General features: G+C 46.3%; 12 protein-coding genes and 1 other RNA gene. 10 read left to right on the top strand and 3 right to left on the bottom strand.

Annotated elements, in window-relative coordinates:
* The first annotated feature begins 90 nt into the window (after positions 1-90).
* Positions 91-436: RNase P RNA component class A (gene rnpB, locus GPK60_RS14340), an RNA gene on the top strand.
* Positions 437-685: 249 nt separating this feature from the next.
* On the opposite strand, the gene GPK60_RS14335 is transcribed toward rnpB, so the two are convergent.
* The 3 genes from GPK60_RS14335 to GPK60_RS14325 are packed head-to-tail and all read right to left on the bottom strand — an operon-like array spanning position 686 to position 2,504.
* Complete coding sequence (locus GPK60_RS14335) at positions 686-1,129, bottom strand: aspartate carbamoyltransferase regulatory subunit (protein ID WP_215660846.1); 444 nt, start codon at positions 1,127-1,129, stop codon at positions 686-688.
* The gene (gene pyrB, locus GPK60_RS14330) at positions 1,123-2,043 is read right to left on the bottom strand and encodes an aspartate carbamoyltransferase (protein WP_173865577.1); all 921 of its coding nucleotides are present in this window, start codon (positions 2,041-2,043) and stop codon (positions 1,123-1,125) included. The genes GPK60_RS14335 and pyrB overlap by 7 nt, the downstream gene beginning before the upstream one ends.
* 56 nt (positions 2,044-2,099) lie before the next feature.
* Positions 2,100-2,504 (bottom strand): hypothetical protein, encoded by a 405-nt coding sequence (locus GPK60_RS14325; RefSeq protein WP_147631388.1) that lies wholly within the window; start codon positions 2,502-2,504, stop codon positions 2,100-2,102.
* Positions 2,505-2,614: 110 nt separating this feature from the next.
* Here GPK60_RS14325 and GPK60_RS14320 point away from each other — a divergent pair, with 110 nt between their 5' ends.
* The 9 genes from GPK60_RS14320 to GPK60_RS14280 are packed head-to-tail and all read left to right on the top strand — an operon-like array spanning position 2,615 to position 12,875.
* On the top strand, positions 2,615-3,979 hold the full coding sequence (locus GPK60_RS14320) for a folylpolyglutamate synthase/dihydrofolate synthase family protein (RefSeq protein ID WP_346727800.1): 1,365 nt from the start codon (positions 2,615-2,617) through the stop codon (positions 3,977-3,979).
* A 5-nt stretch (positions 3,980-3,984) separates the two neighbouring features.
* Positions 3,985-4,542: a GTP cyclohydrolase I FolE gene (gene folE, locus GPK60_RS14315; protein ID WP_022119576.1), complete on the top strand. Its 558-nt coding sequence runs from the start codon at positions 3,985-3,987 to the stop codon at positions 4,540-4,542.
* A complete protein-coding gene (locus GPK60_RS14310; RefSeq protein ID WP_022119577.1) occupies positions 4,542-5,030 on the top strand; it encodes an HD domain-containing protein in 489 nt (162 codons plus the stop codon). The genes folE and GPK60_RS14310 overlap by 1 nt, the downstream gene beginning before the upstream one ends.
* Positions 5,031-5,059: 29 nt before the next feature.
* Positions 5,060-5,866: a dihydropteroate synthase gene (gene folP / locus GPK60_RS14305; RefSeq protein ID WP_022119578.1), complete on the top strand. Its 807-nt coding sequence runs from the start codon at positions 5,060-5,062 to the stop codon at positions 5,864-5,866.
* A 21-nt stretch (positions 5,867-5,887) separates the two neighbouring features.
* The gene (folK, locus tag GPK60_RS14300) at positions 5,888-6,703 is read left to right on the top strand and encodes a 2-amino-4-hydroxy-6-hydroxymethyldihydropteridine diphosphokinase (protein WP_215660843.1); all 816 of its coding nucleotides are present in this window, start codon (positions 5,888-5,890) and stop codon (positions 6,701-6,703) included.
* Entirely contained in the window at positions 6,696-7,826 is a 1,131-nt protein-coding gene (locus GPK60_RS14295; RefSeq protein WP_215660842.1) for a chorismate mutase, read from the top strand. The genes folK and GPK60_RS14295 overlap by 8 nt, the downstream gene beginning before the upstream one ends.
* Positions 7,827-7,878: 52 nt before the next feature.
* Entirely contained in the window at positions 7,879-9,189 is a 1,311-nt protein-coding gene (locus GPK60_RS14290) for an ATP-binding protein (RefSeq protein ID WP_215660899.1), read from the top strand.
* A 2-nt stretch (positions 9,190-9,191) separates the two neighbouring features.
* Positions 9,192-10,703, top strand: coding sequence for an exopolyphosphatase (locus GPK60_RS14285; protein ID WP_179966563.1), 1,512 nt, complete (start codon positions 9,192-9,194; stop codon positions 10,701-10,703).
* Positions 10,704-10,730: 27 nt separating this feature from the next.
* Positions 10,731-12,875 (top strand): RNA degradosome polyphosphate kinase, encoded by a 2,145-nt coding sequence (locus GPK60_RS14280; RefSeq protein WP_215660896.1) that lies wholly within the window; start codon positions 10,731-10,733, stop codon positions 12,873-12,875.
* Positions 12,876-12,888 lie beyond the last annotated feature (13 nt).

Raw genomic sequence — 12,888 nt, 5'->3', positions numbered from 1 at the left:
TATCACAATCGCATCATAATACAATGAGCTATTATAGCAAAATGGAAGTTGACAGTCAATGTGAGAAATGTTAAGATATTCTTATGTTTGCGAGTAGGATAAATGATCGCGGCTGGCAAAACGAAAGGTGTCAGACGAGGAAAGTCCGGGCTTCACAGGGCAGGATGCCGGATAACGTCCGGCGGAGGCGACTCCAGGGACAGTGCAACAGAAATATACCGCCGGCCATAAGCCGGTAAGGGTGGAAGGGCAGTGTAAGAGACTACCGCCCTGCTGGTAACAGCGGGGGCACATGTAAACCCCATTCGAAGCAAGACCGAGCAGAGACATATGGCGGCCCGTCAGTTTCAGGTTGGTTGCTTGAGCCATGCGGCAACGCATGGCCTAGATAGATGATCATTCACGACATAACCCGGCTTATCGTTCTGCTCGCAGAAAAAAACAAGCACAGTGATTTTTTTACTGTGCTTGTTTTTTTCTTTTATTATGATGCCAGGGTCAAAAGGTCTAAATCCACATGAGCTTGCTCATAGGTGGGTGAAAGACCTTGGGATCCGCCCCGATATGAGCATAAAAGTGGGATGATAATCCCACGATATGCGAATACTGGGGAGGATTGTGGGAGTGCAACGCACGGAACAATCCGTAGGCATCATAGTTGGGGACTTTTGACACCCACATCTTATTATTTATGTTTGGCTTTTGAAGCGTGATACCTTTCGTCGCAGTATCTGCAGCGGTAAATTTCCTTTTCTTCATTGGAAAGGACAAAGACCTGATCCAGTCCGTGCTCGATCGATGTGATGCAGCGAGGATTCTTGCATTTGATCACATTGACGATCTGTTTTGGAAGGTGCAGCTTTTTCTTGTCTACGATCTCACCGTTTTTGATGATGTTGACGGTGATATTGTGGTCGATAAAACCAAGGATATCAAGATCCAGCATGTCAACCGGACATTCTACTTTAATGATATCTTTTTTGCCCATTTTGTTGCTGCGGGCATTTTTGATGATGGCAACACAGCAGTCCAGCTGATCCAGTTTCAGATAATGGTAGATGGACATGCTCTTTCCTGCTTCGATGTGGTCGAGAACCACACCTTCGTTTAACTGACCTACATTTAACATACTTTCACCTCCAGAAGTGTAAGAATCAGAGCCATACGTGCATAGACAGCATACTGAGCCTGCTTGAAGTAAGCAGCTCTCGGGTCATCGTCAACTTCAACTGCGATCTCATTGACACGAGGGAGCGGATGCATAACGATCATATCCTGCGGTGCAAGTTCCATTTTCTTTTTGTCAAGAATATAGAAATCCTTCATGCGGACATAATCCTCTTCATTGAAGAAACGTTCTTTCTGTACACGGGTCATATAAAGGACATCCAGCTTCGGAAGTGCATCTTCCAGACGTTCTACTTCTTCGAATTCGATGTTGTTCTCACGCAGTACATCGTCGCGGATATAACTTGGGATACGCAGCTCTTCCGGAGAAATCAGGACAAAACGGATTCCGGTGTAGCGGACCAATGCACTGATCAGGGAGTGAACGGTACGTCCGAACTTTAAGTCACCACAGAGACCGATCGTCAGATTGTCCAGTCTTCCTTTCAGGGAGCGGATCGTCAGAAGATCCGTAAGTGTCTGGGTCGGATGCTGATGTCCGCCATCTCCGGCATTGATCACCGGGATTGGAGAATATAAGGATGCCACAAGCGGTGCACCTTCTTTTGGATGACGCATTGCACAGATGTCAGCATAACATGCGACCATGCGAATGGTGTCTGCAACGGTCTCTCCTTTTGTAGCGGAGCTGGAAGCGGCCGAAGAAAAACCAAGTACATTACCACCTAAATTCATCATAGCAGCTTCAAAGCTGAGGCGGGTACGTGTGCTTGGTTCATAAAAAAGAGTCGCTAATTTTTTGCCATCACATGCGTGGGCGTATTTTTTCGGGTTTGCTTCAATATCATTGGCCAGATTCAGGAGCTGATCCAGTTCTTCCACACTGAAATCCAGCGGACTCATTATATGTCTCATAATTTCCTCCTTTTAACTTCAGATTTTCTTTATCATATACCATTTGCAGACAGATTTCAAGATGAAGTTGAGCCATTTTTCTGATTCAGATATTCAAAAAGCAGACCGCAGAAGAACCAGAGCGGTGCATAGTCCAGACGGATCACACCGTTTATCTGAAAATGTGTCCCGGAATAGTCCCACGGGCAGCAGTGATGTTTTTTCAAAAGGCTTCCGCTCATATATTCGGCGGTGAAAATAAACAGCATATATAGAAAGCCACGCAGGAGAAAAGAACATTTTTTGCTGCAAAGGAAGTTTGAGAGCGGTTTCAGGAAAGCTGCCATACCGTAGATTGGAAACATCCACAGGGAAGAATGACCGGTCAGCTTCCATTCACGCCGCCGAAAGGAAAGAAAACCGGTCCACAGAAGCTCCAGGCACCAGCCGCAGATACCGCATCGGATAAAATTATTTTTCATGGGAAAAGGATAACCGGAAACGGGAAAGATTATACTCTGCCGGACCATAATGTTCTTGCAAAATCAGGTCGGGTATACTATAATTCAACGTGATAGGATGCCGGGCGAGGATGGTTTTCTTATTGTGGAACAGGATACTTGCAAAAGCCGGCACAATACTGGAAGAAGAATGGAGTTCTATGAATTACGAAGAAGCAAGAGCGTATCTGGACGATGCTGCCAGATACGGAAGTGTTCTCGGGCTGGATACAATGAAAGAATTGCTTGCAAGGCTTGGCAATCCGCAGGATGATCTGAAATTCATTCATATCGGCGGTACCAATGGCAAAGGATCGGTACTTTCATATCTTTCTACCGTTCTGAAAGAAGCAGGTTATCGCGTTGGACGATATATTTCGCCGACGCTGTTTTCTTACCGGGAACGTATACAGGTAAATGAAATATATATAAAAAAAGATGCTCTGGCAAGGCTGACGACGCAGATACAAAGCTGTGCCGATGAGATGGTACGTGACGGTGCACCTCATCCGACCGCTTTTGAGATCGAGACGGCACTTTGCTTTCTCTATTTCAGGGAGGAAAAGTGTGATCTGGTCGTTCTGGAGGTCGGCATGGGAGGAGCTACCGATGCCACGAATGTGATAAAGACGACCGTTCTGGAAGTGCTCGCATCGATCAGCATGGATCATATGGGATTTCTTGGAGACACTCTGGCAGAGATCGCCGCGTGCAAAGCCGGTATCATCAAGCCAGATACGACTGTGGTCAGCATGAGACAGCAGCCGGAAGCCATGGAAGTGATCCGGCAGGTCTGTCAAAGGCAGAAGGCGGATCTGCGTATCGCAGATGCGGCAAATGCAACGGACATCGTATATGGGTGTGAAGAGCAGTATTTTTCCTATGGCGGGTATGACAGCCTTGAGATCCATCTGGCAGGCTCTTATCAGATTGCAAATGCCGTTCTGGCAGTGGAAGCGGTAAAAGCCCTGATCGATCTTGGCTATGCCATTTCAGAAGAAGCACTGCGGAGTGGTCTGCAAAAAGCAAGCTGGAAGGGCAGATTTACGGTTCTTCAAAGAGAGCCATATTTTATTATAGACGGAGCACATAACCGCGATGGGGCAAAGGTACTGGCTGATTCAGTACGTCAGTATTTTCCGAAAAAAAGGCTCCATTACATTATGGGTGTTTTTAAAGATAAAGAATACGAAACGATCATTGATCAGATGTCTGTATTTGATGCGGATGTGATCACGGTAGAGACACCGGGCAATCCGCGTGCACTGCCTGCGGAAGAACTGGCAGAAGCATGGAAAAAGAAAAAAGCGGATGTGACATTTGAGAAAAAGATAGAAAATGCGGTAAGAAAAAGTCTGGAAAAGGCGAAAAAAGACGACGTAATCCTCGCTTTCGGATCCCTCTCGTTTCTTGGTGAGATTGTGAAAGCTCTGGATACAATAAGAAGTGAGGTTTGAAAACTATGGTAGATCAGGAAAAAGTAAGAGAAGGGGTACGACTGATACTGGAAGGTATCGGGGAAGATATAAACAGAGAGGGACTGATAGAGACACCGGACCGTATTGCGAGAATGTACTGTGAGCTGGCAGGAGGCATGGATCAGAACGCAGCGACTCATCTGGAGAAGCGTTTCCATGTGGACAATGCGGATATGGTTGTTGAGAAGGATATCACATTTTATTCGATGTGCGAGCATCACATGCTTCCGTTTTTTGGAAAAGCACATGTTGCATATATTCCAAACGGCGAGGTAGTCGGTCTGAGCAAGATCGCAAGAACAGTAGAGGTTTTTGCAAGAAGACTGCAGCTCCAGGAACAGCTGACGGCACAGATCGCCGATGCGTTTATGGACAATCTGCACCCGCAGGGCGTTATGGTTATGATCGAGGCAGAGCATCTCTGCATGACGATGCGTGGGATCAAAAAACCGGGTGCACAGACAGTAACGACCGTGACACGAGGTGTGTTTGATAACAACAAAGAACTGCAGGATACTTTTTATCAGATGGTGCGTTTATAATGAGAATGGAACGTGTAAATCAGATTTTGCAGCACACACTTTATCAGAGCTGCCGCAGACAGATTGATGAAAAAGAAAAAGACCGGATTTTCTGTGGACATGATATGGGACATCTGCTGGATGTTGCCAGACTGGCATGGATCTTTAATCTGGAAGCAAATCAGGAGATATCGAAAGAGCGGATCTATGCAGCCGCTCTTCTTCACGATATAGGGAGGCATATTCAGTACGAAAACGGAACTCCGCACCAGATCGCAGGGCTTCCGATCGCAGAGCAGATCCTGACGGACTGCGGATTTTATCCGGAAGAGATGAAAGAGATTCTCTATGCGATCGAAAATCACCGCAACAAAGAGATGTTAAAGCGGGATGATCTTGCCGGGATCTTATACCGGGCAGATAAAATGTCCAGATGCTGCTTTGGCTGCCGTGCCGAAAAAGAGTGCAACTGGAGCACGGAAAAGAAAAATATGGAGATACAGTACTGAGGCAGAATATACGAAAAGAGGAAAAGCAGATGAAGATAGGAAACAAAGAATTTGATCTGAAAAATCATGCTTATGTGATGGGCATTTTAAATGTGACACCGGATTCTTTTTCCGACGGCGGGAAATGGAACGATAAGGGTCGGGCAATGCGTCATACACAGGAAATGATAGAACAGGGAGCAACGATCATTGATATCGGTGGCGAGTCCACAAGACCAGGTTATACACTGATCTCCGATGAGGAAGAGATCTCCAGAGTGGTTCCGATGATCGAGATGGTAAAGAAAAACTTTGATGTGCCGGTTTCTATCGACACTTACAAAAGTAGAGTGGCAGAGGCAGCACTTGACGCAGGAGCAGATCTGGTCAACGATATCTGGGGACTGAAGTACGATCCGGATCTCGCAGGCGTGATCGCCCGAAAAAATGCCCCATGCTGTCTGATGCATAACCGTAAAGAGCCGGATTACACTGATTTTATTGCAGATTTCCTGAAAGATATGCAGGAGACCATTGACATTGCAAAAAAAGCAGGCATCGCCGATGAGAATATCATTCTTGATCCGGGTGTCGGATTTGGCAAGACTTATGAAAATAATCTGGAGATCATTAACAAACTGGAATGCATGCATACGCTCGGCTATCCGATCCTGCTTGGAACTTCCAGAAAATCCGTGATCGGACTGACACTGGATCTTCCGGCAGATCAGAGAATGGAAGGAACCGTGGCAACCACTGTGATCGGTGTGATGAAAGGGGTCGCTTTTGTCCGTGTACATGATGTAAAAGAAAACTACCGTGCCTTGAAGATGACAGAAGCCATCCTCGGCAGATAACAGGCAGATGGGAGAAAGATGATGGATACAATTTATATCAAAGATCTGGAAGTGTTTGCCAACCACGGTGTCTATCCGGAAGAGAACAAACTGGGTCAGAAGTTTGTGATCAGTGCGGATCTTTCAGTGGATGTGCGGATGGCAGGCCTGACAGACGAACTGGAATATTCGGTAAATTACGGCGAAGTCAGCCATACGATCCAGGATTTTTTGCAGAAACATACCTTTAAGCTGATCGAAGCGGCGGCAGAGGGGCTGGCAGCGGAGCTGTTTTGCAGATATCCGCTGATCCGGGCACTTCGCCTGGAGATCCAGAAACCGTGGGCTCCGGTAGGACTGCCGCTCAGGACAGTCTCTGTGGAGATCAGAAGAAGCAGACATACCGTTTATATCGCACTTGGCTCCAATATGGGAGATAAGATGGCCTATCTGAAAGAGGCAGTGGAGAAACTTTCAAAACTGCCGGGCAGCAGCGTGAAAAAGGTGTCAGATTTTATCAGAACAGAACCTTATGGAGTGACAGAGCAGGACGAATTCCTTAATGGCGTCCTTGAGATGGAGACGCTTCTGACACCGCAGGAACTGTTGGCTCAGTTGCATCGGATCGAGGCAGAAGCAAACAGGGAGCGTATCCTCAGGTGGGGACCGCGTACTTTGGATCTGGATATTCTGCTGTATGATCAGGAGGTCATCGACACAGAAGAGCTGCATATTCCGCATATTGATATGCAGAACCGGGATTTTGTCCTAGTGCCGCTCTCTCAGATCGCACCGTGGGTACGTCATCCGGTTTTGAACAGGACAATAGGACAGTTAAGGAGAGAACTTGATGGTTGATTTACAGGACTTAAGAAATGAGATAGACTCCATTGACCGTCAGATGACGGAGCTTTTTGAGAAGCGTATGGAGATCAGCCGAAAAGTGGCAGAGTACAAGATCAACACCGGCAAAAAGGTGTTTGATAAGGAACGTGAAAAAAAAGTCATTGAAAAGGCAAAAGATATGACACACAACGACTTCAACCGTCACGGGATTGAAGAACTGTTTCAGCAGATCATGGCGATGAGCCGTAAACTGCAGTATCAGCTGTTGGAGGAAAACGGTGTGGCAGGCCGCCTGCCGTTTATCGGCGTGGATGAGCTGGAGAAAGAGAATGTCCGTGTAGTGTTCCAGGGCGTGGAAGGAGCATACAGTCAGGCTGCAATGCAGCAGTATTTTGGCGATAAGATCACCTCGTTCCATGTGGAGCACTGGAGAGATGCGATGGAGGCGATCGCAGAAGGTGCGGCAGACTATGCAGTGCTGCCGATTGAGAACTCAACGGCAGGGAGCGTCAATGATATGTATGACCTGCTGGTAGAGTTTGAAAACTATATCGTCGGTGAGCAGATCATTCGCTGTGAGCATTGTCTGCTTGGGCTTGAAAATGCAGAAATCTCCGATATCCGTACTGTTTATTCCCATCAGCAGGGACTTTCCCAGTGCAAGAGCTTTCTTCAGGAACACCGGGACTGGAAACAGATCCCGCTTGAGAATACCGCAATGGCAGCGAAAAAAGTGGCAGAGGACGGCGATGTGACGCAGGCATCTGTTTCCAGTGCCTTTGCGGCAAAATGTTTCGGGCTGAAAGTGTTAAAAGAAAATATTTACAGCAACAAGGCAAATTCTACGAGATTTATCGTTGTGACAAATCAGAGAATTTATCAGAAAGATGCGAAGAAGATCAGCATCTGTTTTGAAACGCCACATACCAGCGGATCTCTTTACAATATTCTGTCTCACTTTATTTATAACAATCTGAATATGTTCGGAATCCAGTCCAGACCGATCCCGGGACGCAACTGGGAGTACCGTTTCTTCATTGATTTCGAGGGCAATTTAAACGACAGTGCGGTCAAAAATGCCTTGCGTGGTATCCGCGAAGAGGCAACGAATATGAAAATACTTGGAAATTACTGAAAATACAGCGGCTTTTGCAAAAAAGCTGCTGTTTTTGGAAAGGTTGATAAAAATGTTTCGAATTGATGAATTAATCGTATACCGAGAATATGAGCAGGAGCAGGATCAGGTCTTAAACGATATGGCATTTATCGTGGAAGAGACAGAAACGATGGGGATGCCGGTTTCGGATCTTCGTGGGCTTTATTTTTCCTGTATCCACAAACTGACCGAACTTGCCGGTACTTATGGATTTGAAGGAAATTTATGGCACAGCTATCTGACCTGGCTTCTGGTAAACAATGAAAATGTGTTCAGTCATGCAAGCGAGATCCGCGGCGAAGTGGATGGCAGCATCAATGTATTGGTGGAGCATGATTATGAGATTTTTCGTGAACTGTATGCCCTGAATTTTGAGGCACTGGAAGAAAAGCTGGGTGCACATTGCTTTTTCATGATTGCAGATTATGTTAATGCACCGCAGAGCAGCAAAGTATTTAACGAGCGTATTCGCGACCGGATCTGTGAACTGAGCGAAAAACTTGCAGGAGCAAAAGATGTGCATGAATTTAAAGAAGATATGACTTCTTTCTACAAAGATTTCGGTGTGGGAAAACTGGGACTGCATAAGGCATTTCGCGTGGCACATGATGAAGATGGCGTACAGATCGTGCCGATCACCAAGATCGCACACGTACACCTGGATGACCTGGTAGGTTATGAGCTGGCAAAGAAGAAACTGATCGAAAATACCGAAGCTTTTGTGCAGGGAAGAAAAGCAAACAACTGTCTGCTTTTTGGTGATGCCGGCACCGGAAAATCCTCCAGCATCAAAGGCATTCTCAATGAATATTACGACCAGGGACTGCGTATCATTGAAGTTTACAAACATCAGTTCCAGGATCTGAATGATGTGATCGCTCAGGTCAAAAACAGAAATTATCGTTTTATTATCTATATGGATGATCTTTCCTTTGAGGAATTTGAAATCGAATATAAATACCTGAAGGCCGTGATCGAAGGCGGACTGGAACGCAAGCCGGAAAATGTACTGATCTATGCAACTTCCAACCGCAGACATCTGATCCGTGAAAAATTCAGTGACAAGGAAGAGCGAAGAGACGATCTGCATACTTCTGATACGGTGCAGGAGAAACTGTCACTGGCATATCGTTTCGGACTGAAGATTTATTTTGGTTCACCGAGCAAAAAAGAATTTCAGAATATCGTCCGCGTCCTGGCAGACAAACACGGAATTACGATGTCGGAAGAAGAGCTGTTTTTAAAGGCAAATCAGTGGGAACTGCAGTATGGCGGACTTTCCGGACGTACTGCACAGCAGTTTATTGATCATCTGCTTGGACAGGAGAGAAAGGACGTGTGAGTATGAAACTTTTTGCAGCAATCGATATAGGTTCCTGTGAAGTGGAAATGAAGATTTTTCAGATCACTTCCGGAAAAGGAATCAAAGAGATCGACTGCGTGTGCCATCGCATGGAACTTGGCAAAGATGTATACCGTGATGGCAGGATCGGTGTGGAGATGACCGATGAGCTCTGCCGGGTTCTGAATGACTTTGTAAGGATTATGAAAGGATATCGCGTGGATGACTGGCGTGTGTGTGCCACGAGTGCAGTAAGAGAAGCGGGTAACCAGCTTGTTTTTCTGGACCGTGTGAAACGCCATACCGGTCTGGAAGTGGAAGTTCTCTCAAATGCATCACAGCGTTTTATGGATTATAAATCGATCGCATCCAGGGAAAATGAATTCAACCGTATCATCCAGAAAGGAACGGCGATCGTAGATGTCGGCGGCGGCAGCATTCAGATTTCTCTGTTTGACAAGGATCGTCTTGTTGCAAGCCAGAATATGAAAATCGGAAATCTGCGGCTGCGTGAACGGATGATGAATGAGGGTGTGAGCCTGAAGCATTATGAGACACTTCTGACAGAAGTTGTGAAAAATGAATTTCTGTCATACAAAAAGCTGTATCTGAAGGATCGTGTGATCTCCAATTTGATCGTGGTCGGGGACCATATCGGCGATGCCGTTCATAAAAATGTGATGACAAGAGCGGATTTCCTGAATTTTTACGATGACATGATCTACCGTTCTGACGAAGATGCGGCAGGACGCTGCGAGGTTCCGGAAGATGTGATCTCGGTATTGCGCCCGTCTCTTGTCGTTTACCGTTGTTTCCTGGAGGCAGCCGATGTGGAGAATATCTGGATGCCGGGTCTGCACCTGACTGATGGCATGGCGTATGAATATGCACAGCAGAACCGGCTTTTGAAACTCGGCCATGACTTTGATGAGGATATCCTGGCGGCTGCAAGAAATGCTGCCAAACGTTATCAGTGCAGCAAGTCGCATATCAAAGTGTGCGAAGATCTGGCAGTTGGTATTTTTGACAAGATCAAAAAGAGCCAGGGATTCGATGACCGGGATCGCCTGCTGCTCCGCATTGCGGTGATCCTGCATGGATGCGGTAAATTTATCAGCCTGTCAAATGCCGGGGAGTCCGCGTACCATATTATCATGGCGATGGATATCATCGGATTATCGGAAGAAGAGAAAGAAATTGTGGCAAATGTGGTAAAATATAATACGGTGCCGCTGGAAGGATACGACAAAATCGGAAGCAGCCGGATGACAAGGGAAAATTATCTGACCATTGCCAAACTGACGGCAATCCTCGGAGTGGTAAATTCGCTGGACCGCAGCCACAAGCAGAAGACCAAAGAGGCAAAACAGATATTGCACGAAAACGAACTGGTCATTCAGCTTTATTCGGACGAAGATCTGTCACTGGAAAAGAAAGAGTTTGCAAAAAAAGCAGAATTTTTCGAGGAAGTGTTCAGCATCCGTCCGGTGCTGCGTCAGAAAAAAATGATGTAACGAAGGAGGTATGTCCGTATGGGTGAAATGGATTTAAAAAAAGCAGAATACTATACAAACCGAGAATTAAGCTGGCTGGGGTTTAACAACCGCATTTTGGGAGAGGCAAGAGATGCCTCACTTCCGCTGTTTGAACGGCTGAAATTTTTAAGTATCACAGCATCCAATCTGGATGAATTCTTTATGATCCGTGTGGCATCTTTGAAAGATATGGTGCACGCAGGTTACACAAAAAAGGATATTTCCGGGATGACGGCTTCGGAGCAGCTGAAAAAAATCTTAAAAGAGACACACGAACTGGTAGATCTGCAGTATTCTACTTACAATCGCTCTCTGATCCCGGCTCTGAAAAAGCGGGGGCTGAAAATTATTTCCGAGCACGAGAGTCTGAGCGAAGAGCAGAAAAAATTTGTGGATGCTTATTTTGAGGAAAATGTCTATCCGGTTCTGACACCGATGGCGATGGATTCTTCCAGACCATTTCCGCTGATCCGCAACAAGACCCTGAATATCGGTGCCCTGATCTGCAGAAAAGACGGCAAGGAAAAGCATAAGACACTGGATTTTGCAACGGTGCAGGTGCCGTCTGTCCTGCCAAGGATTGTGGAACTTCCGGAAGGAAAAGACGGAGAAAAACGTGTGATCCTTCTGGAAGAGATCATTGAGCGGAACATCGGACAGCTGTTTTTAAGTTACGATGTCGTATGTGCACATCCATACCGTGTTATGCGAAATGCAGACTTATCCATTGATGAGGATGAAGCAGAGGATCTGCTCAAAGAGATCCAGAAACAGTTAAAGAAACGTCAGTGGGGCGAAGTGATCCGTCTGGAAATCGAAGGAAAGATCGACAAACGGCTGCTGGATATCTTAAAAGAAGAGTTTGCCGTGAAAGACAGCGATGTATTTGAGATAGGCGGACCGCTGGATCTGACTTTTCTGATGAAGCTGTACGGCATGGAAGGGTTTGAAGACTGCAAAGTGAAAAAATATATTCCGCAGCCGGTACCGGCACTGATGAACGATGACAGCATTTTTGCCAATATCCGCAAAGGTGACATTTTACTGCATCATCCGTACATGACGTTTGACCCGGTCGTAGATTTTGTAAAACAGGCAGCGAAGGATCCGAATGTTCTGGCGATTAAGCAGACACTTTATCGTGTCAGCGGTAATTCACCGATCATTGCAGCACTGGCACAGGCGGCAGAGAACGGCAAACAGGTTTCTGTTCTGGTAGAATTAAAAGCCCGTTTTGATGAAGAAAACAATATCATCTGGGCAAAAAAGCTAGAAAAAGCAGGCTGTCATGTAATCTATGGACTGGTGGGTCTGAAAACACACAGCAAGATCACTCTGGTTGTCCGGAGAGAAGAAGACGGTATCCGCCGTTATGTGCATCTCGGAACTGGAAATTATAACGATTCTACGGCAAAATTGTATACGGACTGCGGTCTTCTGACCTGTGCAGAACCGATAGGGGAAGATGCGACTGCGGTATTTAACATGCTCTCCGGCTATTCCGAACCAAAACACTGGAACGACCTTATCGTTGCACCGATCTGGCTCCGCAAACGTTTCTTAAGACTGATCGAACGAGAGAAGAACTGGGCACTGGCGGGAAAAGAAGCCCATATCATTGCAAAAATGAATTCCCTGTGTGACCGGGAGATCATCGAGGCACTCTATGCGGCATCGGCGGCAGGGGTGAAGATCGAACTGATCATCCGCGGCATCTGCTGTCTGAAGGTCGGCATCCCGCATATCAGCGAAAACATATCGGTACGTTCGATCGTCGGCAATTTCCTGGAACATGCCCGTATCTTCTATTTCTATAATGACGGGGCAGAAGAGTTGTATATGGGCAGTGCGGACTGGATGCCGCGAAATCTGGACAAACGTGTTGAGATCGTATTTCCATTAAAAGATGAAAAGATCAAACAGCAGGCAAAACATATTCTGGATATCCAGCTTGCTGATAATCTGAAGGCTCATATCCTGCAGCCGGACGGAAGCTATGAAAAGATTGATAAAAGAGGGAAAAAGATGCTGATCTGTGCACAGGACTATTTCTGTGAAGAGGCGGTAAAAAATGCAAAGCAGCCGACAGATCCAGTTCTGGATCATGTATTCATCCCGGCAGAAGCAGGCATCTTTTCCGACAGAGATTGAAGATAACAGTTGA

This window comes from Ruminococcus sp. MCC718 (assembly GCF_018783905.1).
In the GTDB taxonomy this organism is placed as follows: domain Bacteria; phylum Bacillota; class Clostridia; order Lachnospirales; family Lachnospiraceae; genus Hominisplanchenecus; species Hominisplanchenecus faecis.
Note: the sequence above shows the minus strand (reverse complement) of the source record. Positions and strands in the feature narration are given on the sequence as shown.